Source organism: Curtobacterium caseinilyticum (assembly GCF_030363035.1).
Lineage (GTDB): Bacteria > Actinomycetota > Actinomycetes > Actinomycetales > Microbacteriaceae > Curtobacterium > Curtobacterium caseinilyticum.
The window spans coordinates 1-23,925 of the sequence record NZ_JAUCMN010000016.1; the positions used below are offsets into that span (position 1 = coordinate 1).

Annotated in this window: 18 protein-coding genes and 1 riboswitch; of the genes, 14 read left to right on the forward strand and 4 right to left on the reverse strand. The window is 72.6% G+C overall.

From position 1 onward, the window contains the following. Nucleotides 1–136: 136 nt before the first annotated feature. The 8 genes from QUG93_RS15775 to QUG93_RS15810 all read left to right on the forward strand — a co-directional run bounded on the left by QUG93_RS15775 (nt 137) and on the right by QUG93_RS15810 (nt 9,579). Nucleotides 137–1,141, forward strand: coding sequence for an aldo/keto reductase family protein (locus tag QUG93_RS15775; protein ID WP_289475549.1), 1,005 nt, complete (start codon nt 137–139; stop codon nt 1,139–1,141). Between the two features lie 227 nt (nt 1,142–1,368). Continuing rightward, the gene (locus QUG93_RS15780) at nt 1,369–1,947 is read left to right on the forward strand and encodes a GtrA family protein (RefSeq protein WP_289475551.1); all 579 of its coding nucleotides are present in this window, start codon (nt 1,369–1,371) and stop codon (nt 1,945–1,947) included. Then, on the forward strand, nt 1,944–3,443 hold the full coding sequence (locus QUG93_RS15785) for a glycosyltransferase (RefSeq protein WP_289475553.1): 1,500 nt from the start codon (nt 1,944–1,946) through the stop codon (nt 3,441–3,443). The genes QUG93_RS15780 and QUG93_RS15785 overlap by 4 nt, the downstream gene beginning before the upstream one ends. Next, complete coding sequence (locus tag QUG93_RS15790) at nt 3,440–5,422, forward strand: ArnT family glycosyltransferase (RefSeq protein ID WP_289475555.1); 1,983 nt, start codon at nt 3,440–3,442, stop codon at nt 5,420–5,422. The genes QUG93_RS15785 and QUG93_RS15790 overlap by 4 nt, the downstream gene beginning before the upstream one ends. 453 nt (nt 5,423–5,875) lie before the next feature. Beyond that, nucleotides 5,876–6,739, forward strand: coding sequence for a DUF4397 domain-containing protein (locus tag QUG93_RS15795; RefSeq protein WP_289475556.1), 864 nt, complete (start codon nt 5,876–5,878; stop codon nt 6,737–6,739). 132 nt (nt 6,740–6,871) lie between these two features. Continuing rightward, nucleotides 6,872–8,023 carry a family 8 glycosyl hydrolase gene (locus QUG93_RS15800; RefSeq protein WP_289475558.1) on the forward strand — a complete coding sequence of 384 codons (1,152 nt, stop codon included), beginning with the start codon at nt 6,872–6,874 and terminating at the stop codon, nt 8,021–8,023. After that, nucleotides 8,020–8,739: a class F sortase gene (locus QUG93_RS15805; protein WP_289475560.1), complete on the forward strand. Its 720-nt coding sequence runs from the start codon at nt 8,020–8,022 to the stop codon at nt 8,737–8,739. The genes QUG93_RS15800 and QUG93_RS15805 overlap by 4 nt, the downstream gene beginning before the upstream one ends. A 45-nt stretch (nt 8,740–8,784) precedes the next feature. Continuing rightward, nucleotides 8,785–9,579, forward strand: coding sequence for a polyprenol monophosphomannose synthase (locus QUG93_RS15810; RefSeq protein WP_289475562.1), 795 nt, complete (start codon nt 8,785–8,787; stop codon nt 9,577–9,579). Between the two features lie 111 nt (nt 9,580–9,690). Here QUG93_RS15810 and treZ read toward each other — a convergent pair whose 3' ends face one another. From treZ to glgX, 3 genes are read right to left on the reverse strand one after another with little or no spacing between them, the layout of a single operon-like run. Further along, a complete protein-coding gene (gene treZ, locus QUG93_RS15815) occupies nt 9,691–11,445 on the reverse strand; it encodes a malto-oligosyltrehalose trehalohydrolase (protein ID WP_289475563.1) in 1,755 nt (584 codons plus the stop codon). Further along, on the reverse strand, nt 11,442–13,901 hold the full coding sequence (gene treY / locus QUG93_RS15820; protein WP_289475565.1) for a malto-oligosyltrehalose synthase: 2,460 nt from the start codon (nt 13,899–13,901) through the stop codon (nt 11,442–11,444). Before treY ends, treZ begins: the two co-directional genes overlap by 4 nt. After that, on the reverse strand, nt 13,898–16,252 hold the full coding sequence (gene glgX / locus QUG93_RS15825; protein ID WP_289475566.1) for a glycogen debranching protein GlgX: 2,355 nt from the start codon (nt 16,250–16,252) through the stop codon (nt 13,898–13,900). Before glgX ends, treY begins: the two co-directional genes overlap by 4 nt. A gap of 129 nt (nt 16,253–16,381) precedes the next feature. Here glgX and QUG93_RS15830 point away from each other — a divergent pair, with 129 nt between their 5' ends. The 5 genes from QUG93_RS15830 (at nt 16,382) to QUG93_RS15850 (ending at nt 20,774) form a co-directional block, all read left to right on the forward strand. Continuing rightward, entirely contained in the window at nt 16,382–16,702 is a 321-nt protein-coding gene (locus tag QUG93_RS15830; RefSeq protein ID WP_289475568.1) for a spore germination protein GerW family protein, read from the forward strand. A 108-nt stretch (nt 16,703–16,810) separates the two neighbouring features. Continuing rightward, a riboswitch (TPP riboswitch) is annotated at nt 16,811–16,922 on the forward strand. Between the two features lie 7 nt (nt 16,923–16,929). Next, nucleotides 16,930–17,574 carry an ECF transporter S component gene (locus QUG93_RS15835; RefSeq protein ID WP_289475570.1) on the forward strand — a complete coding sequence of 215 codons (645 nt, stop codon included), beginning with the start codon at nt 16,930–16,932 and terminating at the stop codon, nt 17,572–17,574. Then, nucleotides 17,571–19,442 carry an ABC transporter ATP-binding protein gene (locus QUG93_RS15840; RefSeq protein WP_434533124.1) on the forward strand — a complete coding sequence of 624 codons (1,872 nt, stop codon included), beginning with the start codon at nt 17,571–17,573 and terminating at the stop codon, nt 19,440–19,442. Before QUG93_RS15835 ends, QUG93_RS15840 begins: the two co-directional genes overlap by 4 nt. Then, nucleotides 19,439–20,245 (forward strand): energy-coupling factor transporter transmembrane component T family protein, encoded by an 807-nt coding sequence (locus tag QUG93_RS15845; RefSeq protein WP_289475573.1) that lies wholly within the window; start codon nt 19,439–19,441, stop codon nt 20,243–20,245. The genes QUG93_RS15840 and QUG93_RS15845 overlap by 4 nt, the downstream gene beginning before the upstream one ends. After that, entirely contained in the window at nt 20,238–20,774 is a 537-nt protein-coding gene (locus QUG93_RS15850) for a nucleoside/nucleotide kinase family protein (protein ID WP_289475575.1), read from the forward strand. The genes QUG93_RS15845 and QUG93_RS15850 overlap by 8 nt, the downstream gene beginning before the upstream one ends. 127 nt (nt 20,775–20,901) lie before the next feature. Here the strand turns inward: QUG93_RS15850 and QUG93_RS15855 are convergent, their stop codons facing one another. Continuing rightward, the gene (locus tag QUG93_RS15855; protein WP_289475578.1) at nt 20,902–22,299 is read right to left on the reverse strand and encodes an MFS transporter; all 1,398 of its coding nucleotides are present in this window, start codon (nt 22,297–22,299) and stop codon (nt 20,902–20,904) included. Nucleotides 22,300–22,401: 102 nt separating this feature from the next. Here QUG93_RS15855 and QUG93_RS15860 point away from each other — a divergent pair, with 102 nt between their 5' ends. Then, nucleotides 22,402–23,868: an LLM class flavin-dependent oxidoreductase gene (locus QUG93_RS15860; protein WP_289475580.1), complete on the forward strand. Its 1,467-nt coding sequence runs from the start codon at nt 22,402–22,404 to the stop codon at nt 23,866–23,868. Nucleotides 23,869–23,925 lie beyond the last annotated feature (57 nt).

Here is a 23,925-nt window from a genome sequence, read left to right on the forward strand (position 1 = left end):
CGCGCCGCTCGCGCCGCGCCGCGCCGCATCGCGCCGCGCCGCACTGCGCCGCGGCGCGGCGCCGCGGACGCGCCGCCCCCAACCAGGTACTCCCACGCCCCCTCACCCCGGCGTGCGCGCGACTAGCGTCGGCACCATGGAATTCAGGTACCTGGGCAACTCCGGACTCAAGATCTCCGAGATCACCTACGGCAACTGGCTGACGCACGGCTCGCAGGTCGAGAACGACGTCGCCACCCAGTGCGTACGGGCAGCGCTCGACGCGGGCATCACCACGTTCGACACCGCCGACACGTACGCCAACACCGCGGCGGAGACGGTCCTCGGCGAGGCGCTCAAGGCCGAGCGCCGCCAGTCGCTCGAGATCTTCACGAAGGTCTACTGGCCGACCGGGCCGAAGGGGCACAACGACGTCGGCCTCTCCCGCAAGCACATCATGGAGTCGATCGACGGCTCGCTCGAGCGCCTGCAGACCGACTACGTCGACCTCTACCAGGCCCACCGCTACGACCACGAGACCCCGCTCGAGGAGACGATGCAGGCGTTCGCCGACGTCGTCCGCCAGGGCAAGGCGCTGTACATCGGTGTCAGCGAGTGGAACGCGGAGCAGATCCGCGCGGGCGCAGCGCTGGCGAAGGAGCTCGGTTTCCAGCTCATCTCGAACCAGCCGCAGTACTCGATGCTGTGGCGCGTCATCGAGGGCGAGGTCGTCCCGGCCTCGAAGCAGCTCGGCCTCAGCCAGATCGTCTGGTCGCCGATCGCCCAGGGCGTCCTCACCGGCAAGTACAAGCCCGGGCAGCCGGCTCCCGAGGGTTCGCGCGCCACGGACGAGAAGGGCGGCGCGGACATGATCAAGCGGTTCATGCGCGACGAGGTCCTCGAGGCCGTCCAGCGCCTGCAGCCCGTTGCCGACCAGGCCGGCCTGACGCTCGCCCAGCTCGCGATCGCGTGGACGCTCCAGAACCCGAACGTCGCCTCCGCGATCGTCGGGGCATCGCGTCCGGAGCAGGTCACGGACAACGTCAAGGCCGCCGGCGTGACGCTCGATGCCGATGCGCTCGCCGCGATCGACGAGGCGCTCGGCGACATCCCGGAGCGCGACGCCAGCAAGACGGTCAGCCCGGAGCGGCGTCCCGCCTGACGCAACCGGACGACTGACGGGAGGCACGGTGCCAGCTGGCACCGTGCCTCCCGTCCGTCTGCGCGCAGGACCGCCGACCGTCCGGACGGACGGTCGACGTGCCGCCTGATCAGCACAAACGCTGACGGATGTTCACTGATGAACAGCGGATGTCGCGGAACTGGCAGCCTCCTGGCAGACCCTGTACCCCTCCCAAACCGCCTGACGGATGCCCCCGAAGAGGGGGCATGACCCGAACCGACACCCCCGTTCTGGTGCCACCCGGCACAGGCTCGGTGCCGACCCCCGCCACGTCGTCCGCCCACCCAGCGGCGACCGGCACCCGCACGGCACGCGCCGTGCGGCCGGCCCTCACGCCGCGGCTCCTCGCCACGGCGAAGCAGCTCGCGTCGTTCGGCGCGATCGGCGCCGTCTGCTTCCTCATCGACCTCGGCGTCTACAACACGTTGCGCGCGACGGTGATGCCCGACGGCCCCATCGCGGCGAAGATCGTCTCCGCCGTCGTCGCCACCGCGGTCGCCTGGCTCGCGAACCGCTCCATCACGTTCCGCTCGCAGCGGCAGGTCGGCCGGAAGGAGACCCTCCGCGAGGGGCTCCTCTTCGCCGTCACGAACGTCATCGGCCTCGGCATCGCCGCGGCCTGCCTGTTCGTCTCGCACTACGTCCTCGGCTTCACCTCGACCCTCGCCGACAACGTCGCCGGCAACGGGGTGGGTCTCGTCCTCGGCACCGTCTTCCGGTTCGCCGCGTACAAGGCCCTCGTCTTCCGTTCCACCGACGCTCACGCGAAGGAGCACGCCGCATGACCATCACCGCCACGCTGCTGACGGCCGCCGGGCCGCTGCTGCAACCGAACGAGGGGACCGGCCCCGCCGGGAACCTCCCGAACCGCGGGACCACGGACGTCCCGACGGGAGGCTCGGGGCAGGCTCCGCAGGTCGCCTGGACGCTGGGCGAGTGGATCGGGTACTCGGCCCTCATCGCGATCTCCGTGCTGCTCACCGTGATCGCGCTCACCACGCTGTGGTGGATGCTCCACGCCTGGCGGTCGCGCGACGCGCTCAGGTCGACGTCCTTCAGCCAGACGCCGCGTCCCGCGGCGCACCGCTTCACGCTCCTGGTGCCCGGTCGGCACGAGCAGGACGTGATGGGTGAGACCCTCGACATGCTCGCCAAGCAGGACCACCCCGACTTCGAGATCATCGCGATCGTCGGCGAGGACGACCCGGAGACGGACGCCGTCGTGCGGGCCGCCGCCGCCCGCCACCCGTCACTGATCAAGGTCGTCGTCGACGACACCGCTCCGAAGAACAAGCCGAAGGCGATGAACCTCGCGCTGCAGTACGCGACGGGCGACATCGTCGGGGTGTTCGACGCCGAGGACGAGGTCTACCCGAAGCTCCTGTCGCTCGTCGACTCGCGCTTCCAGGAGACCGGCGCCGACGTCGTGCAGGGCGGCGTCCAGCTGATGAACTTCAAGTCGAGCTGGTGGTCGCTCCGCAACGTGCTCGAGTACTACTTCTGGTTCCGCTCGCGCCTGCACTTCCACGCCGGCTCGAAGTTCATCCCGCTCGGCGGCAACACCGTCTTCGTGACGAAGGAACGGCTGGAGTGGTCGGACGGCTGGGACGCGCACTGCCTCGCCGAGGACTGCGAGCTCGGCGTCCGCCTGTCGGCCGACGGCGCGAAGGTCGTCGTGGCGTACAGCCCCGAGGCCGTCACCCGCGAGGAGACCCCGCCCACCTTCGCGTCCCTGCTCAAGCAGCGGACCCGCTGGAACCAGGGCTTCCTGCAGGTCCTCGGCAAGGGCGAGTGGAAGAAGCTGCCCTCGTTCCGCCAGCGCTTCTTCGCCCGCTACATGCTGACGATGCCGTTCATCCAGGCCGCCACGGGGCTCCTCATCCCCTTGAGCGTCCTGATGATCCTGTTCGTCAAGGTGCCGACCGCGATCGCGCTGGTCTCGTTCATCCCGGTGGCCCCCACGCTCATGCTGCTGGCCGTCGAGGTCGTCGGGCTCAACGAGTTCGGTCGCATCTACAAGGAGAAGGTCCGCATCCGCGACTACGTGAAGCTCGTGCTCGGCCTCGTGCCGTACCAGGTGTTCCTCGCCGCAGCGGCCGTCCGTGCCGTCGTCCGCCACGTCAAGGGGCAGAACGGCTGGGAGAAGACCGAGCACACCGGTCAGCACCGCACCGCGCAGCCGACCGAGGTCGTCGGCTTCGCGAACGCCGTCACCACCGACACCGACGCCGACACGCAGCAGCGTGAGCTCGCCGGTACGTCCGCAGGAGGTGCCCGATGACCGCCAGCATCACCCACACCACCGGGATCCCGGTCCGGAACGCCGAATCGTTCTCCGGCGTCCGTGGCTGGTTCCGCATCCACGCGGCGAGCCTCGGCTGGCTGCTCCCCGTCCTCGTCGTCACCGTCATGGTGCAGGCGTGGAACATGTCCGGCACGCCGCAGCGCATCGACGACGAGGGGACCTACACGGCCCAGGCCTGGGCCATCCTCAACCTCGGCGAGATCACCCACTACACCTACTGGTACGACCACCCGCCGCTGGGCTGGATCCAGATCGCGGGCTACACCTCGCTGACCGGGGCGTTCGCGCGCTACCCGTTCGCCGTCGAGGCCGCCCGTGAGGCGATGGTCTTCTTCGCCGCCGTCTCGGCCCTGCTGCTGTTCGTGCTCGCTCGTCGACTGGGCGCTGGTCGCGCGACGGCCGCCGCCGCGGGCCTCGTGTTCGCCCTCTCGCCGTTGGCCCTGCAGTACCACCGCACGGTCTACATCGACAACGTCGCGACGCCGTGGCTCCTCGCCGCGTTCGTCCTCGTGCTCAGCCGCCGACAGCAGCTCGCCGGCTTCGCGGGAGCGGCCGCGTGCCTCGGCATCGCGGTGCTCTCGAAGGAGACGTACCTGCTGGCGCTGCCGTTCCTCATCTGGATGGCGGTCCGACGGGCCGACAAGACCACCCGCCGGTACACGCTCAGCGTGGCCGGGGCCGTCCTCACCGTGATCGGCGGCGGCTACCTGCTGCTCGCCGCGGTCAAGGGCGAACTGCTGCCGGGTGCCGGGCGGGTCAGCCTGCTCGAGGGCATCACGTACCAGCTCGGCTCGCGCACCGCGTCGGGGTCGGTCTTCGAGGGCGGCAGCCTGGCGAACCAGGCGGCAGCTCAGTGGTGGGCGCTCGACCCGGTCTTCATCGTGCTCGGCTCGGCCGCCGCGGTCGTCGGGCTCTTCATGCGCCGGGTCCGCCCGATCGCCGCGATGCTCGTCTTCCTGCTCGCGATGATGTTCCGCCCGAACGGCTACCTGCCGGTGCCGTACGTGATCATGCTCGTCCCGTTCGCGGCGCTCCTCGTCGCGTACACCGTCGAGCGGGCGGTCCTCGCCCTCATCGGTCGGACGCGGTCCCGCTCGCGGATCGGCGGCGTCACCCGTCGTGGTCTCGGTGCCACCTGGGCGCTCGTCACCGCCGCCGCACTCGTCGTCGCCGTGCCGCTCTGGGGCTCCCAGCTGCGCGGGTTCCTCCTCGGGAACCTGGACCTGCCGATGCAGCAGGCCGAGCAGTGGGTCGGCGACAACGTCCCGAAGTCCTCGCGGCTGCTCGTGGACGACGCCATGTGGGTCGACCTCGTGCAGGACGGCTTCGCCCGGAACAACGTGATCTGGTACTACAAGCTCGACACCGACGCCGCCGTGCAGCGCCAGTCGCCGAACGGGTGGAAGGACTCGGACTACGTCATCACGACGGACTCGATGCGCACCGGCGGGAACTCCTCGCAGGACGTGTCGCTGGCCATCCGGAACTCGACGAGCGTCGCGACCTTCGGCACCGGTGACCAGCAGGTCGACGTCCGCCGCGTCCACGCCGAGGGCGAGGCGGCCGCGAACGAGGCCATCACCGCCGCGACGAACGGGCGGAAGACGATCGGCACCGAGCTCGCGGCGAACCCGGCGCTCCGGGCGGACGCGGGGACGACGTCGCAGTTCCGCGCCGGCCAGGTCGACTCGCGGGCGGTGCTCGCACTCGGCCAGGTGCTCGCCGACCAGTCGGTGTCCGTCGAACGGTTCCGCCCGCTGGCCGGCGAGACCGGGCAGCCCTTCCGTCGGCTCGTCGTCCAGGCCGGTGATCGGGCGGAAGCCGAGCGGGTCATCGCCACGTTCGCTGCGATGAGCGACGGACTCCGCCCGGCCGATGTCGAGCAGGACGGTGACCGGGTCGTCGTGACCTACGCCCCGACCGACCCCACGACGACGCCGACGAGCGCGTCCTGACGCCGACGGTTCCGTCCGGCCACAAGGCGCGAGCGGGCGGAACTGGAAGCGCCAGGACGCGTCCCGGTGCCGGATCCGCCCGCTCACGGGAACGGCCCGGCGCTCCCGCTCCGCCCCGTGGCGCGAGCGGGCGGAACCGGAAGCACCAGACCGGCTCCAGGAGCAGGAAGTGCCCGCTCGCGGGAACGGCCCGGCGCTCCCGCTCCGCCCCGTGGCGCGAGCGGGCGGAACCGGGATCGCCGGGCCGGATCACGAGCAGGAAGCGCCCGCTCGCGGAGGGGGCCACCGGGAACGACAGCACCGCATGCACCAGCACGACCCGCACCAGCAGGACCAGCAGGACCAGCAGGACCAGCACCAGCGCCACTGACCAGCACCCGCACCCGCACCCGCACCAGCACGACCAGCACCACCGACCAGCACCCGCACCACCCGACCCGAAGGAGCACCACGATGCACGCACGCACCTCCGCCCGGCACACCGCAGGCAGCACCACCGCACGCCGCACCTCCCGCCGCCCCGTCGTCGTCGCCGGGATCGCCGCAGCGCTCGTCGCCGCGACCGTCGGGCTCGCCGCCCCGCAGACCGCGAGCGCCGCGACCGGCACCGACGAGGGCTGGCTCCGCGTCGGCCACCTCTCCCCGGACACGAAGGGCGTCGACGTCGAGCTGACCAGCCTGTCCGGCGGCAAGAAGGTGTTCGAGCTCGACGACGTCACCTACGGCCAGGTCAGCCCCTACCAGGAGCTCCCGGTCGGCACGTACGTCCTCTCGATGCGCGCCGCCGACGCCCCGGACTCCACCCCGGTGATCTCGACGGACGTCACGGTCCAGCAGGGGAACGCGAACACGGTCGTCGCCTACGGCAAGAACGCCGACCTCAAGACGACCGCGTTCACGGACGACCTGCAGCAGCCCGGTGACGGCAAGGCGAAGCTCCGCCTCGTCCAGGCCGCGACCACCGCGAAGGAGGTCGACGTCAGCACCTCGACCGGCACCGCCATCGCCGAGGACGCCGCCTTCGGCACCGCCACGAAGTACGCGACCGTCGGCGCCGGCAAGTGGGACCTCGACGTCTCGGGCAGCGGGCAGCGCGGCACGGCGAGCGTCGACCTCGCGGGCAACACCGTCTCGACGCTCTTCGTCCTCGACGACAGCAAGGGCGACCTGACCGTCGTCCCCGTCACCGACGCGGCCGCCACGGCGGCCACCCCGTCGGGCGGCGTCCAGACCGGCGGTGGCGGCGCAGCCGCCGACCGCCCGTTCACCGAGTTCACGCACGCGGTCGTCGCGGCGTTCCGCTCGCTGTTCCACTGACGGGCGGGACGCTGCCGGTCACGTGACCAGCAGCAACCGTCCTGGAGGCGCGGCTCACCCGAGCCGGACCGCTCACGTGGGTCGCGCCTCCCGTCCGACCGTCCCCGACCACCCGGAAGAGGTGCAGCCGGCATGACCCGCAGGACCTGGATCCCCATCACCGCCGCAGCGACGCTCGTCGTCGCGGTCGGCGCCGCGCTCGTCGCCGTCCGACCGTGGAGCGACAGCGCCCCCGAAGCCGGCGGCGCCTCGAGCACCACCTCGTCTCCCGCAGCCGACGTCGACCGGAGTGCGGCGCAGCTCCGCACGCACTTCCTCGACGAGTACGTGCAGGACGGCCGTGTCGTCCGCACCGACCAGGGCGGCGACACCGTCAGCGAGGGGCAGGCGTACGGCCTGCTCATCGCCTACGCGAACGACGACCGGAAGACCTTCGGGCAGATCTGGACGTGGACGAAGCGCCACCTGCTCACCGACGACGACCTGCTCGCGTGGCGCTGGACGCCGGAGGACGGGGTCGCCGACGAGCAGTCCGCGAGCGACGCGGACCTCGACGCCGCCCGGGCCCTCGTGCTCGCGGGCGAGCGGTGGGGTGACGACCGGTACACCGCGGCCGGCAAGGCGATGGCGTCGGCGATCCTCGAGCACGAGACCGCGACGACCGAGCTCGGGACGATCCTGCTGCCCGGGCCGTGGGCCGACCGCGAGCCGTACCGGTACAACGCCTCCTACGCGTCGCCGGCGGCGTTCCGGATCCTCGAGCGGGCGACCGGCGACCGGCGCTGGACGGCAGTGGAGGAGGGGTCGCGTGCCGCGACCGCCGCGGTGCTCGACGTGAGCGACCTGCCGAGCGACTGGTCGCAGGTGCACGCTGACGGCACCGTCGAGGCGATGCCCGCCACGGGCGACCAGGGGAGTGTCGTGTACGGGTGGGAGGCCATGCGGTTGCCCCTGCGCTACGCGGAGGCGTGCTCGGCCGACGAGCGGGCGCTCGCCGGGTCGATCGCACCGACGCTCCGCCGGAGCACCCAGCTCGCGGCGCAGCTCGACCTCGGCGGCACCGCCGTGACCGGGGACACCAGCGGCCTGGCGTACGCCGCCCGTGCCGCGGCCGAGCACGCCGCCGGCTCGTCCTCGGCGTCGAGCGCGGACCTGCGTCGGATGGACCGGACCGCGGCGACGACGCCGACGTACTACGGCGACGCCTGGGCCGCGCTCGGCGCGACCATGCTCACGTCGGACGTGCTCGGCGGGTGCGCGACCGACGCGGGAGGTGCCTCGTGACCGGCCGTCGGGTCGCCACGCCCGAGGCGCAGCGCCGGACGCGCCGTCCCGGTCGCCGTGGTGTCGTGCTCGCGGGCGTGGTCGCCGCGGTCCTCGTCGGCGGCGGCATCGCCGGGGTGGCCGTCGCCACGACCGGTCCCGACGGCCGCAGCGCGGGGCAGCCGGTGAGCAGCGCCTCCGCGTCGACCGACCCGGGTGCCGCCGCGAACGGATCGCGAGCGGGGGACACGTCGGGCTTCCAGGACCCGGCCGCACCCGCTGCCCGTTCGACCGCCACGCCTGTCCGGGTCGAGATCCCGGCGATCGGGGTCTCCTCCGGCCTCGAGGACCTCGGTCGCGGCGCCGCCGGCGAGCTCGACCCGCCGGAGGACTGGGACAGCGCCGGGTGGTTCGCGGACGGCATCGTGCCCGGTCAGGTCGGCCCGGCGGTCATCGCCGGACACGTCGACAGCCCGACGAGCGCCGCCGTGTTCTTCCGGCTCGACGAACTCGTGGCGGGCGACCAGGTGCACGTGGAGATGTCCGACGGCACCACCCGCACCTTCACCGTCGAGCGGTCGGAGCGCGCCGCGAAGTCCGCGTTCCCGACGAGCGACGTCTACGGCAGCGCGCCCACGCCACAGCTCCGGCTGATCACCTGCGACGGCACGTTCGACACCGCCACCGGGCACTACACCGACAATCTGATCGTGTTCGCAGACCTCACGTCCAGCTGACGCAGGGGCGACCCGATATCTTCGATGCGAAGCGCAAGGAGCACCATGAGCACGACCCTGGTCATCATCCCGACCTACGACGAGGCGGAGAACGTCCGCCCGATCGTCGCGCGCACCCTCGCGGCGACCGACGACAGCGTCCACGTGCTCGTCGTGGACGACAACTCGCCCGACGGCACGGGTGACATCGCCGACGCGATCGCACGGGAGACCGACCGGGTCCACGTCATGCACCGCACCGTGAAGGACGGCCTGGGTGGCGCGTACCTCGCCGGGTTCGCCTGGGGGCTCGAGCACGGCTACGACAAGCTCGTCGAGATGGACGCGGACGGCTCGCACCACCCGGAGTACCTGCCGTGGATGCTCGAGCTCGCGGACTCGAACGACCTCGTGCTCGGCTCCCGCTGGATCAAGGGCGGCGAGGTCGAGAACTGGCCGTGGTACCGCGAGATGCTCTCCCGCGGCGGCAACCTCTACACCCGCCTGGCCCTCGGCATCGCCGTTCGTGACGCGACCGGCGGCTTCCGCGTGTTCACGTCGCGGGCGTTCGAGCGCATCGACCTCGCCGGGGTCGCCTCGAAGGGCTACTGCTTCCAGGTCGACCTGTGCTGGCGCGCCCTCGAGGCCGGGCTGCGCGTCGTCGAGACGCCGATCACGTTCACGGAGCGGGAGTTCGGCGTCTCGAAGATGAGCGGCAACATCGTCCGCGAGAGCCTGACGCTCGTGACCAAGTGGGGCATCGACCGTCGTCTGCGCGAGCTGCGGTCGCTCGTGAAGGACCACCGCCGGCTGCCCTCGGTGCGCAAGAACGCGCACGCGGTCGCCGACCACACGGGCTGAGCAACGAGCACCGAGGCGTGAACGCAACGGACCCCCGTGGTGATCCCACGGGGGTCCGTCGCGTCCGCGGGCGGCGTCGGCACTCCCGCGCCGCGCCCGCCCGCCCGCGCTTCAGCGCAGGACGACCACACCCCGTGACGCGAACCGCACCACGCCGGCGTCCACGGTCGCCTCGCCGAACCGGTAGAGCTCCTCGCCCGACGCATCGGGCACCGGCACCTCGGCAGCGTCGTCGGCCAGGTTCACCACGACGTGCACGGGCGCCGAGTCCGGCCCGAGCAGCCCACGGGTGAGCACGATCCACCGGTCGTGCTCGTCGAACCGCACGGCGTTCGCCTCGTAGCGCTGGTCGACGAAGGCCTGCTCGGTGCGTCGCAGTGCGACGAGCACCCGGTAGGCGCGCAGGATCCTGGCACCCCGCTCCGAGGTCACGTCGGCCCAGTCGAGCTTCGAGTTCGTGAAGGTCGTCGGGTCCTGCGGGTCCGGCACGGCGGACTCGTCCCAACCGTGCTCGGCGAACTCCGCGATGCGACCCTTCGCGGTGGCCTCGCCCAGGGCCTTCTCGGGGTGCGAGGTGAAGAACTGCCACGGGGTCGTCGCAGCGAACTCCTCGCCCATGAAGAGCATCGGCGTGAACGGGCCGAGCAGCGTCAGTGCGGCGGCGATCACGAGCGACTCGTCGTCGAGCGTGGCGGCGAGCCGGTCGCCGGCCGCACGGTTGCCGATCTGGTCGTGGTTCTGGTTCGCCACGACGAGCGCCGTCGCCGGCGAGGTCCCGCGGTCGATCGGACGCCCGTGCCGCTTCCGCCGGAACGACGACCACGTGCCGTCGTGGAAGAACCCGTGCTCGAGGACCTTCGCCAGCGCCGACAGCGGGGCGAAGTCGGCGTAGTAGCCGTTCGTCTCGCCGGTGAGCGCCACGTGGACCGCGTGGTGGAAGTCGTCGGACCACTGGCCGGTCAGGCCGTAGCCCGATGCCTCCTGTGGGCGGAACATGACCGGGTCGTTGAGGTCCGACTCCGCGATCAGGGACAGCGGACGACCCACGAACTCGGAGTAGGACTCCGTCTCGGACGCCATCGCCTGCAGCACGTGGGGGCGGGAGGTGTCCCGGATGGCGTGCACGGCGTCGAGCCGCAGCCCGTCGACGTGGTGGTCGCGGAACCACATGCGGACGTTGTCGAGCACGTAGCGGCGGACCTCCGGGTGCTCGACGTTGACCGAGTCGCCCCAGGTGTTGCCGAGTCCCTGCAGCAGGTACGGCCCGTACAGCGGCAGGTAGTTGCCGCTCGGGCCGAGGTGGTTGTAGACCACGTCCTGGATGACGCCCAGCCCGAGGGCGTGCGCGGTGTCGACGAACCGGTCGTACGCGTCGGGACCGCCGTACGGGGCGTGGACCGAGAACCAGCCCACACCGTCGTAGCCCCAGTTCCACTCGCCGTTCACCGCGTTGACGGGGAGCAGCTCGACGAACTCCACGCCCAGCTCGACCAGGTGGTCGAGCTTCGCGGCGGCGGCGTCGAGCGTGCCCTCGGGTGTGTAGGTGCCGATGTGCATCTCGTAGATCACGCCACCGCGTGCCGGTCGTCCGGTCCAGGAGTCGTCGGTCCACGCGAAGCGCTCGGGGTCGACCACCTCGGACGGGCCGTGCACGCCCTCGGGCTGGTACCGGCTGCGCGGGTCGGGGCGGACGTCCTCGTCGTCGTCGATGCGGAAGCCGTACCGGGCGCCGACGACGGGGGTCACCTCGTCGGTTCGCCACCAGTCGTCGTCACCGCGGGTCAGCGCGTACTCGGTGCCGTCGACGACCAGGCGCACACGCTCCGGGTTCGGCGCCCAGACGGCGTAGCGGGCGGGAACGGTCATGCGTGACCCTCCAGGATCTCGATCTCGGCCTGCTGGTCGGGGTCGGCGACGCCGTCCGTCCGGGCAGCCGTGGTGGTGGACGTGGACGCGTCGGCCGGCGCCGCGGCGGCGTCGCCCGGCGTGGTCGCCTCGGCGACGTCGACGGGGACGAGCAGGGCGACCGGCAGGTCGGTCAGGAGCTCGGCGAGCGGGATGCCGCGCGACGCCGGGAAGCGACGGCCGGTGAGCAGGTCGACCCGCTCGAGCGGCACCGGGTGCACGAGCGTGTCGCCCCAGCCGCCGACGCGCTCGAGCCCGACGGGCAGGCGCGTCGCGACCGTGACGGCACCGCCGCGGTCGAAGGCGAGGACGTGGTCCGCTGCGATCCCCGTGGCCTCGAGCCCGAGGTAGCGGGTGAACAGCTCGGGGTGGTCCCGGCGCAGGCGCAGCGCGCGGCTGACGACGAGGACCTTGGCGACACCGTCGAGGCCCACCGCGGGCAGGCGCTCCGGACCGTCGTCGTCGGGGCCGTCGAGCGTGGCGAGGACGTGCCGGAGCTCGGCGTAGTCGACGGGCCGGCGGTTGTCCGGGTCGACGAGCGAGCGGTCCCAGGCCTCGGTGCCCTGGTAGACGTCCGGCACGCCGGGCATCGTCAGCTGCACGAGCTTCTGCGCCAGCCCGTTGGACCAGCCCGCCGCATCGATCGTCCGGTCGAGTTCGTCGAGGACGGCGACGACCTCGGGGTCGTCGAACGCGGCGTCGACGAGCGCGTGCATCTGCCGCTCGAACGCCTCGTCGGGCTCGGTCCAGGTGGTGCTGTCACCGGCTTCGCGCGAGGCCTTCTCGGCGTAGGCGTGCAGTCGTTCGCGGCTGGCGGGCCGGGCGCCGACGATCGCCTGCCAGAGCAGGTCCGCCAGCACGGCGTCGTCGAGGGGCGCGAGCGACTGCAGCCGGGCGAGGGCCGCGGTCCACTCGGACCCGAGCTCGGCGAGGACGCTGATCCGCGCGCGGGTGTCCTCGCTCCGCTTGGTGTCGTGCGTGGTGAGCGTCGTCATGGTGTGCGGCCAGCTGCCCTGGCGGTCGCGCTGCGCCTGGTGGAAGGCCTCGACCGAGACGGCGAAGACGCTCGGGTCGGCGCCCACCTCGCTCAGGGTGGTCAGGCGCGAGGTGCGGTAGAACGCGGTGTCCTCGACGCCCTTGGCCATCACCATGCCGGAGGTCTGCTGGAGCCGGAGTGCGGCGGCGTGCCCGGGGTCGACGAGCGCCGGCGCGATCCGGTCGATCACGTCGTCGAGGTCCGGTCGCGCCTCGGCTGCCCGCTCGAGCGCGTCGATGAGGTGCTGCACGCCCTCGGGCAGGTAGGTCCGGTAGACCTCGAACGACGCGACGATCTCGGCGACGGCGTCGACGATCCGGTCCTCGGGCACGTCGGGCGCCACGGGGGTGAGCAGACGGGCGAGGCGGGCGACCTCGCTGCCGAGGATCCCGTCGGCGATCCCGCGTCGGGTGTCGTGCGTCAGCTGCTGCCAGTCGGTCGGTTCGGCGCCGGAGGCCGCGGTGAGGGCGTCCTCGCCGGCAGGGTCGACGAACACCCGGTCGAGCACCGCCAGGGCGTCGTACCCGGTGGTGCCGTCGACGGGCCACGACGACGGCAGCTGCTCGCCCGGCTCGAGGATCTTCTCGACCAGGGTCCACGCGCCGCCGGTCAGCCCGTGCAGGTCCTGCAGGTAGCCGGCGGGGTCGTACAGGCCGTCCGGGTGGTCGATGCGCAGACCGTCGACGAGTCCGTCGCGGAACCAGCCGCCGATCGTGGCGTGCGACGACGCGAACACCTCGGGTTCCTCGACGCGGATGGCGGCGAGGGTGTTGACCGCGAAGAAGCGGCGGTAGTTCAGCTCGTGGTCGGCTCGCTTCCAGTGCACGAACGCGTAGTGCTGCCGGGCGTGCACGGTCTCGACGTCGTCGCCGTCCTGCACGGTGCCGGGAGCGGTCGGGTAGGCGGTCTCGCCGACGAACAGCTTCCCGTCGCGCAGTTCGACCGCGTCGAGGAGGCGGTCGTCGAGCACGGGGACGCGGACCTTGCCGTCACCGGCGTCCCAGTCGACGTCGAAGGCCCACGCGACGGGGCTGCCCTGGCCGTGCTCGAGCAGTGACCACCACCACGGGTTCGCCTCGGGCGTGGCGACACCGACGTGGTTCGGCACGATGTCGACGAGCACGCCGAGCCCGGCGGCGTGGGCGGCCTCGGCGAGCGCCCGGAGCGCCGCGTCGCCGCCGCGGTCGGTGTCGACGTGCGAGTGGTCGACGACGTCGTAGCCGTGCTGGGACCCGGGCTCGGCCTGGAGCACGGGGGAGAGGTAGACCCAGTCCGCGCCGAGGTCGCGGACGTGGTCGACCACGCCTGCGGCGGACTCGAGGTCGAAGTCCGCGGTGACCTGCAGACGGTAGGTGGACGTGGGGACGCGGCGTGCGGTCACCTGGTGGCTCCTGTGGTGTCGGGTTCGTCAGTGACGTCGGGGACGTCGGTGTCGTCATCGGTCTGGGCCACGTCGGCGTCGACGGCGGGGTCGTCGGCCTCGACGGAGGGGTCGTCCCCCGCGCTCGCGGCCGGCGCGGGGCCGGCCAGGTCCGTGGCCGACGCAGCCGGCGCGGCCGCGGGGTTGGTCGGCGTGGACTGCTGCCCGCCCGCGACGGCGTCCACCTGCGTCGTCGTGACCTCGTGGTCGGGCTCGGCGCGGAGCACGATCATCGATCGCGCGGGCACGTCGAGCGGGGTGCCGGCGTCGAGGACCTCGTCCCGCGCACCGGGCTCGGCGGTGTCGATCCGCACGGTCCAGCCCGGCGAGTACTCCTCCGGGGGCAGGGTGAAGGTCACGACGTCGTCGTGGGCGTTGTAGTACGTCAGGAACGCCACGTCGGTGACGCGCTCTCCCCAGCGGTCCCGCCCGCGGATGCCCTCGCCGTTCAGGTACATGCCGACGCTCTTGCCGAAGCCGGAGTCCCAGTCCTCGGGGTCCATCGCCTCGCCGGAGGGGGTCAGCCACACCACGTCGGGCAGCGGTTCGCCCTCGCCCCGGCGCACGGGGCGGCCGTTGAAGTACCGCGTCCGGCGGAACGTCGGGTGGTCGTGCCGGAGCTTGACGACGTCCGCGGTGAACTGGATGAGCTCGTCGTCGGCGTGCTCCCAGTCGATCCAGCTGATCGCGGAGTCCTGCGCGTAGACGTTGTTGTTGCCCGACTGGGTGCGGCCGAGCTCGTCGCCGTGCGCGATCATCGGCACGCCCTGGCTGAGCAGCAGCGTCGCGAGGAAGTTCCGGCGCCGCTGGAGCCGGAGGTCGTTCACGGCCGGGTCGTCGGTCGGTCCCTCGACGCCGGAGTTCCAGGACCGGTTGTGGCTCTCGCCGTCGTTGTTGTCCTCGCCGTTGGCCTCGTTGTGCTTCTCGTTGTAGGCGACGAGGTCGTAGAGCGTGAAGCCGTCGTGTGCGGTGATGAAGTTGATGCTCGCCTTGGGCGTGCGGCCGTCGTGCTCGTACAGGTCGGCGGAGCCGGAGATGCGCGACGCGAACTCGCCGAGCGTCGAGGGCTCGCCGCGCCAGAAGTCACGCACGGTGTCGCGGTACTTGCCGTTCCACTCCGACCACTGCGGCGGGAAGTTCCCGACCTGGTAGCCGCCGGGGCCGACGTCCCACGGCTCCGCGATGAGCTTCACCTGCGACACGATCGGGTCCTGCTGGACCAGTTCGAAGAACGCCGCGAGCCGGTCGACCTCGTAGAACTCGCGGGCCAGTGCGGCCGCCAGGTCGAAGCGGAAGCCGTCGACGTGCATCTCCGTCACCCAGTAGCGCAGCGAGTCCATGATGAGCTGCAGCGAGTGCGGGTGCCCGACGTTGAGCGAGTTGCCCGTGCCGGTCGTGTCCATGTAGTACCGCTTGTCGTCCTCGACCAGGCGGTAGTAGGCGGCGTTGTCGATGCCCCGGAAGGACAGCGTCGGGCCGAGGTGGTTGCCCTCCGCCGTGTGGTTGTAGACGACGTCGAGGACCACCTCGATGCCGGCGCGGTGGAGTTCGCGCACCATCGCCTTGAACTCCTGCACCTGCTGCCCGCGGTCGCCCGACGACGAGTAGTGCGAGTGGGGCGCGAAGAAGCCGATGGTGTTGTAGCCCCAGTAGTTCGACAGCCCCTTCTCCTGGAGCGTCGAGTCGTTGACGAACTGGTGCACGGGCATGAGCTCGAGCGTCGTGACGCCCAGGCGCTTCAGGTGCTCGATGACGGCCGGGTGCGCGACGCCGGCGTAGGTGCCGCGCTGCTCCTCGGGCACGTCGGGGTGCGTCTCCGTCAGCCCCTTGACGTGGGCCTCGTAGATGACGGTCTCGCCGTAGGGGATGCGCGGAGCCCGGTCTCCCTGCCAGTCGAAGAAGGGGTTGATGACGACCCCCTTCATCATGTGCGGCGCGGAGTCCTGGTCGTCGGTCGAGTCGGGGTCGCCGAACGTGTACGAGAAGAGCGCTTGGTCCCAGTCGATGTCGCCGCTGGTGGCCTTGGCGTACGGGTCCAGCAGGAGCTTGTGCGGGTTGCCGCGCAGGCCGTTCTCGGGGTCGTAGGGTGCGTGCACGCGGAAGCCGTACTCCTGGCCCGGCGCGACGTTCGGCAGGTAGGCGTGCCAGACGTGCGCGTCCACCTCGACCAGGTCGACGCACTCCTCGTTCCCCGCGTCGTCGAAGAGGCAGAGTTCCACGCGGTCTGCGACCTCGCTGAACAGGGCGAAGTTCGTGCCGCTGCCGTCGTAGGTCGCCCCGAGGGGGTACGGGTTGCCGGGCCAGGTGTGCAAACGGTCCTCCAGGTGTGGGTCCCGCCAACGTATCGGCGTGCGCTGCCCGCGTCCGCAGACAACGCACCGGTCGTGGAGCGCTCCGGCGCGCCCCGCCCTGTGGAGGAACGGCCGAGTACCCTCGCGGCCATGACCAACATCGTCAGTCAGATCGCAGACAAGGTGCGCCCCGTGGGCGTCTCGACCAACTACGGCGAGCCGGTCGAGGTCGGGGACCAGACCCTCATCCCGGTGTCGATCGGCTGGTTCGGCTTCGGCGCCGGCGGCGACGACGAGAACGGCGGCGGTGGCGGCGGCGGCGCCTCGATCCCCGTCGGCGCCTACGTGCGTCGCCCGGGTCAGGACCTGCAGTTCGAGCCGAACCTCATCTCGCTGCTCGCGGTGAGCATCCCGACCATCTGGGTGACCGGCAAGGCCCTGAGCAAGGTGATCCGCGCCCTCAAGAAGTGACCCGGCGACGGACGGGAGGCCCGTGGCGACGCCGCCACGGGCCTCCCGTCCGTCGTACGGGGACGTCACTCCGGTCGCGTCACGTGAGCGGAGTCGCGTCTAGACTGCTGGGACACACACGGGAGTCCGGGACCGCCGGGCTGAGAGGGAGCGAGTCGCGCTCCGACCGTCGAACCTGATCCGGGTCATGCCGGCGCAGGGAGGAGTCAGCAACCATGCCTGCAACCATGCAGTCCGCAGTTCCGTCCACCACGCCCAGGCGCTCGCTGCGCTGGCGTGTCGTCGACATCGTCGTCGCGAGCGTGCTCGCCGTCGCGATCGGCGTCGTCTTCAAGCTCTGGGAGTTCGGCTACGAGCCGCTCAGCACCGTCGCGGGCCTCGTCCTGCCCGGCACGCAGGCGCTGTTCGGCGGGGTCTGGCTGCTCGCCGGCCCCGTCGTCGCGATCGTCGTCCGGAAGCCGGGCGCCGCGCTCTACGCCGAGATGGTCGCCGCCAGCGTCGAGGCGCTGCTCGGCACCCAGTGGGGCTGGCTGACGCTCGAGGCCGGCTTCGTGCAGGGGCTCGGCGCCGAGCTGGTCCTCGCACTGTTCCTGTACCGGTCCTACCGGCTACCCGTGGTGATGCTCGCCGGTGCCGCCGCCGGGCTCGCGCTCGGGATCAACGACACCGTGCTCTGGTACCCGGGTCTGGACGCGGCGTTCAAGGCCGTCTACGTCGTCTCCGGCGTCGTCTCCGGTGCCCTGATCGCCGGCGTCGGCTCGTGGGCACTCGTCCGGGCGCTCGCCGCGACCGGCGTGCTGTCCTCGTTCGCCGTCGGCCGCGAGCACGCCGCCGAGGAGCGCGGCAGGCGCGGACCCCGTTCCGCCGCGTGACCGTCGTGTCGCCGTCGGGAGCGGCGCGCGTCACGTTCGCCGACTGGGGCTGGCGCTACGCCGGGCGTGACGCCTGGGCGGTCCGCGGTCTCGACCTGGTCGTCGAGCCCGGGGAGCGCGTCGCCGTCGTCGGACCGTCCGGTGCCGGCAAGTCGACGGTGCTCCGGGCCGTCGCGGCCGTGCTCGCCGACGAACCCGACCCCGAGGACGACACCGCGGCAGCCACACAGGGCACGGTCCTGGTCGACGGCACCGACCCCCGCGCGGTCCGCGGACGGGTCGGCCTCGTCATGCAGGACCCCGAGGCCCACACGGTGATGTCGAGGATCGGCGACGACGTCGCGTTCGGGTGCGAGAACACCGGCGTCCCGCGCGAGTCCATCTGGGAGCGGGTCCGGGCGGCGCTCGGTGTCGTCGGGCTCGACCTGCCCCTCGACCGGTCCACGAGCCGCCTGTCCGGTGGGCAACGGCAGCGCCTCGCGCTGGCCGGTGTGCTCGCGATGCGGCCCGGCGTGCTCGTGCTCGACGAGCCGTGCGCGAACCTCGACCCGGACGGGGTGGTGCAGGTGCACGACGCCGTCCGTGCGCTGCTCGAGGACACCGGGGCGACCATGCTCGTCGTCGAGCACCGGATCGGCACGTGGCTCGACCTGGTCGACCGGCTGGTGCTGCTCGAACCCGGCGGCGGGGTCGTGGCGGACGGTCCGCCGGCCGTGGTGCTGGCGGAGCACGGGGACGCCCTGACCGCGGCGGGGGTGTGGGTGCCCGGTGCCGAGCCGTCGCAGGGGTCCTCCCGAGCCGGCACCGGACGTGCGGGCCCAGCGGCTGCGGGAGCGGCAGCGGCGTCTTCGTCGGCGTCGGCCTCTTCGTCGGTGTCGGCGTCGGCGTCTTCGTCGGCGTCGGCATCTTCGTCGGCGTCGGCGTCGGCGGATCGAGCGGGCGGAACCGCACCGGTCGCGCCGCCCGCCGGGGGCACCTTCCGCCCGCTCGCGCAGGGCACGGTGCAACCCGACGGGGACGCGGTGCGATCCGACGGCGCTGTGGTGTCGGACGACGGCGACGCGGTGCTGCTCGAGGCGCGGGGGCTCGCGACCGCGCGCGGGAGCGTCCTCGGTCGTTCCGGCGGGACCCGGGTCGGCAGCGGCATCGACCTCGCGGTCCGGCGCGGCCGCGTCCTCGCCGTCACCGGACCGAACGGTGTCGGCAAGTCGACGCTCGGCCTCACCCTCGCCGGGCTCCTGCGACCCGCGGGCGGCACGCTCCGGGCGACCCCCGACCTGGCCGGGGATGCCGGTGACGTGCCGATCCGGTGGACGAGCCGCCAGCTCGCGGGTCGGATCGGCACGGTGTTCCAGGACCCCGAGCACCAGTTCGTTGCGCGCACCGTCCGCGAGGAACTCGCCGTCGGACCCCGCGCCCTCGGGCTCGACGACGTCGACGCCCGTGTGGACGACCTGCTCGACGCCTTCGCCCTGCGACACCTCGCCGACGTCAACCCGTTCACGCTCTCCGGCGGGGAGCAACGCCGGCTCGCGATCGGCACCGTGGTCGCCACGCGGCCCCCGGTGGTCGTGCTCGACGAACCGACCTCGGGGCAGGACCGGGCGACGTGGCAGGCCGTGGTCGACCGGCTCGGGGCGCTGGCGGACGCCGGGACCGCGATCGTCGCGGTCACGCACGACCGCGACCTGGTGCGGGCGCTCGACGCCGACGAGGTCGTGCTCGCCGCGGACGGGGCACACCCCGCCCCGTCGACGCAGACGCAGACGCAGACGCAGAGGCAGACGCAGAAGCAGACGCAGACGCAGGCGCAGGCGCAGGCGCAGACGCGGGTGCGGTCGGAGCCGACCACGGAGGTCCCACGGTGACCGCCCCGACGACCGGAGCCGACGCTGGCGGGGGAGCGGTGCCTCCCGTCCGGACCGCGCGCGGCGTGCGCGGTGTACAGCCCGTCGCCTCGATGCTCGGGGTGCTCGCGCTCGGGCTGTGCATGGTGCTGAGCCTCGACGTCGTGTCGGCCGCCGTCGCGCTCGTGCTCGAGCTGCTGCTCCTGCCACTGCTCCGCATCCCCGCGCGCACGCTGCTGCTGCGGACGTCGCCGGTCCTGGTCGCCGTCCCGCTGACCGCGCTGAGCATCGCGCTGTACGGACGGCCCTCGGGGCGGGAGTGGTTCGACCTCGGCTTCGCGCACGTCACCGACGGATCGTTGACGCTCGCCCTCGCCACGGCGCTCCGGGTGCTCGCCGTCGGACTGCCGGCCGTCGCCCTGTTCGTCCGCGTCGACCCGACCGACCTGGCGGACGGGCTCGCCCAGCTGCTCCGGCTGCCGGCGCGCTTCGTGCTCGGCGCGCTGGCGGCGGTGCGGATGACGACGCTCCTCGGTGAGGACTGGCGGCAGCTCTCGATGGCGCGACGGGCTCGCGGGGTGGCGGACCACGGGCGACTCCGGCGCGGGGCGTCGATGGCCTTCGCGCTGCTCGTGGTCGCGTTGCGGCGGGCGACGACGCTCGCGGTGGCGATGGAGTCGCGCGGGTTCGGTGCACCGGGACGCCGGACGTGGGCACGGCAGGCGCGCTTCGCGGGGCCCGAGTGGGCGATGGTGGCGGTGCTCGTCGGCATCGGGGTCGTGTCGATCGGGGTGGCCGTGGCGGCGGGGACCTGGCGTGCCTGACGTCGACTCCGCACTCGTGCACGGTCTGGCCGCAGCGGCGGTCGGTGCCGCCACCGCGACGGGCCGCCGACTCGTCGTGCTCGTCGACGGACGGTCGGGGACGGGCAAGACCACGCTCGGCACGGCGCTGGCCGCCGAGCTCGACGCGGTCGTCGTGCACCTCGACCACGTCTACCCGGGGTGGGACGGGCTCCGTGCCGCCGCCGATGCGGTGGTGTCCGACGTGCTCGGGCCCCCGTCGGGTCACCGGCGCTGGGACTGGGACGCCTCGGAGCCCGCGGAGTGGGTGCCGATCGACCCCGTGGCGCCGATCGTCGTCGAGGGGTGCGGGGCGCTCTCGCGGGCCTCGGCGCCACTGGCCTCGCTGCGGCTGTGGCTCGAAGCGGACGACGCCGTGCGGTGGGACCGGGCAATCGGCCGCGACGGCGAGGTCTTCAAACGGGAGTGGGAGCGGTGGGCTGCGCAGGAGGCGGCGTTCATCGCGGCGGAGGACCCGGCGGGGCTCGCGGACGTGGTGGTGCGGACGTAGGGGGCCGGGACGCGCGCGCCGCGCGGGCGCCCGCGCCCACGTCCGCGCCGGCGCCCGCCGCGCCCGCGGCGCCACGAGACTCGTGCTGGCGGACATCCCTCGCGGTCCCGGACCCGAGGAACGTCCGTCAGCGCGAGACTCGCGTACCGCGCGCGCCCGCCGTGCCGGCCGCGCCGGCAGCGCCGCGGCCCGCCGCCCGCCGACGCGCCGCCACCGGGTCCACCGCGTACACCGCCGCCACGATCGTGAGCACCGCGTACACGCCGAGGTACGCGCACAGGATCCACGGCGAGCCCCCGCCGACCTGCACGAACACGGCCGCGAGCAGCGGGGTGAGCCCCACCGAGAAGATCGACCCGATCTGGTACCCGAGGCTCATCCCCGAGTACCGCCGCCCGGTCGGGAACTGCTCGGCGAACCACGCCGCCTGCGGTCCGTAGATGCTGTCGTGGAAGACGCTCATGCCGACGAGCGCGACGAGGGGCAGCAGCACGAGGGGCCCGGCGTCGAGGAACGCGAAGAACGGCCAGATCAGCACCGCGGTGCCGACCGCCGACGAGATCGTCAGCACCCGCCGTCCGACCCGGTCCGAGAGCCACCCCCAGAACGGCGTCGACACGAGCGACACCGCCGAGATGACGAGCACCGCCTGCAGCCCCGCCGCCGACCCCTCCTCGCCGCGCTTCGCGAGCAGGTACGTCAGCGAGTACGTCGTCAGGATCGAGTACAGCGCCGGCTGCACGAGCCGCAGACCCGCCGTCACGAGGATCGCCCGCGGGTGCTGGCGGATCGCCTGCCACACCGGGTACCGCTCGACCCGGCCGGACGCGCGGAGCTCCTGGAACACCGGAGCGTCCTGCACGCCGAGCCGGATGACGAGCCCGACGGCGACGATCACCGCGGAGAACAGGAACGGCAGTCGCCAGCCCCACGCCAGGAACGTGTCCTCGCCCAGCAGGGTCCGCACGAGGGTGAACACCCCGGTGGCCAGGAGCATCCCGCCGGCGGACCCCATCTGCGTGAACGCCCCGAACAGCCCGCGGTGCGGCTCGGGTGCGTGCTCGACGGACAGCAGCGCCGACCCGCCCCACTCCGCACCGGCCGCGATGCCCTGCAGCAGCCGCAGCACCACGAGCGCGACGACCGCGCCGACACCGATCGTCGCCGCCGGCGGGATCACCCCGATGAGCGTCGACGCGACGCCCATCAGCACGAGCGACGCGACGAGCAGCTTCTTGCGCCCGATCCGGTCGCCCAGGTGCCCGGCCACGATCCCGCCGAGCGGACGCGCCACGAAGCCGACCCCGTAGGTCGCGAACGACGCGATCACGCCGACGGCCGGTGTCACGGAGGGGAAGAACGTCGGCGCGAAGACGAGCGCCGAGGCCGTCGCGTACAGGTAGAAGTCGTAGTACTCGACGGTGGTCCCGACGAAGGACGCGAGGGCGACGCGACGTCGGGTCGCGTTGGTCGACGGGGCGGCGGGACGGTCGGGAGGCGCGGCTGCGGTCGTCTGGGTCGGCATGCCTCAGGAGCATGGTCGCCGCCCGACCGCCTCGGAAGAGCGCCCGTAACGCGAGGTCACGTCACTGTCTTCGACCGAGCGCTCCCGGACACCATGGGACGCATGAGCGATGCACCGACCCGTCCGCTGCGCTTCGCGGCCTTCGTCATGAACACGACGTCGCACATCCAGCACGGCCTCTGGCGGCACCCCGACGCCCGCCAGTCCGACTTCGACGACGTGACGCTGTGGACCGACCTCGCGAAGACGCTCGAGCGCGGGAAGTTCGACGCGATGTTCTTCGCCGACGTCGTCGGCACGTACGGCCCGGCGCGCGGTGACTACGCGACGAACCTCCGCGAGGGCCTGCAGATCCCCTCGAACGACCCGTCCGTGCTGCTCTCCGCGCTCGCCGTGTCGACCGAGCACCTCGGCCTCGCGTTCACGTCGAGCGTCATCCAGGCGCACCCGTTCGACTTCGCCCGGAAGGTCTCGACGCTCGACCACATCACCCGCGGCCGCATCGGCTGGAACGTCGTCACGAGCGCCCTCGACAGTGCCGCCCGGAACTTCGGCGCCGACCGGCTCGAGGAGCACGACGAGCGCTACGCCTGGGCGGAGGAGTACCTCGAGGTGTGCGCCAAGCTGTGGGAGGGGTCGTGGGAGGACGGCGCCGTCCTCAAGGACCCGGTGCGCGGGTACGCCGACCCGGAGAAGGTGCACCGCATCGACCACCACGGGAAGCGCTACGACGTGCAGGGCCCGCACCTGTCGGCACCCTCGCCGCAGCGGACGCCCGTGCTGTTCCAGGCCGGATCCTCGCCGGCCGGCCGGGCCTTCGCCGCGCGGAACGCCGAGGCGCAGTTCATCCTCACCTCGAACCGCGACGCCACGGAGCAGCTCATCCGCGAGACCCGAGACCTCGCCGAGCAGGCCGGGCGGCGGCGGGACGACCTCGCGTTCTTCCTCGGGCTGACGTTCGTCACCGGATCCACCGAGGCCGAGGCGAAGGCGAAGGAGGCGGAGATCGACGAGTACCTGGCAGCCGACGGCTTCCTCGTGCACTCGAACCTCGGGTTCGACCCGGAGACCGGCGAGCCGCTCGACCCCGCGACGCCGCTGTCCGAGGTCCGCACGCACGCCGGGCAGTCGCACCTGCAGTGGCTCCGCGAGGCCGCCGGCGACCGCGAACCGACCATCGCCGACCTGGCCCGGCTGTCCGCGAAGCTCCGCGCCCGCGTCGTCGGGACGCCCGAGCAGATCGCCGACGAACTCGCCGAGTGGCAGCGGGTCGGGGTCGACGGCGTGAACGTCATCAACTGGACGCTGCCCGGGTCGTACGAGGAGTTCGTCGACCACATCGCACCGACCCTGCAGGAGCGCGGGCTCATGCAGTCCGAGTACCGGGAGGGCACCCTCCGCGAGAAGCTCTTCGGCCACGCGCAGCTGCCCGACTCGCACCCCGCCCGGCGCTGGCGCGGGGCGTTCTCCGGCGGGGCGAGCGGCGCCGCCGCGACGGGCGCCGACGTGACGGGCGCCGACGCGACCGGTGCTGACGCGGCTCGCGACGTGGTGGAGGCGACCGCGTGACGGGGGCGACCAGGTCCGGTGGTGTCGAGTCGCGCCTTCCGGCTGACCGCCAGGACG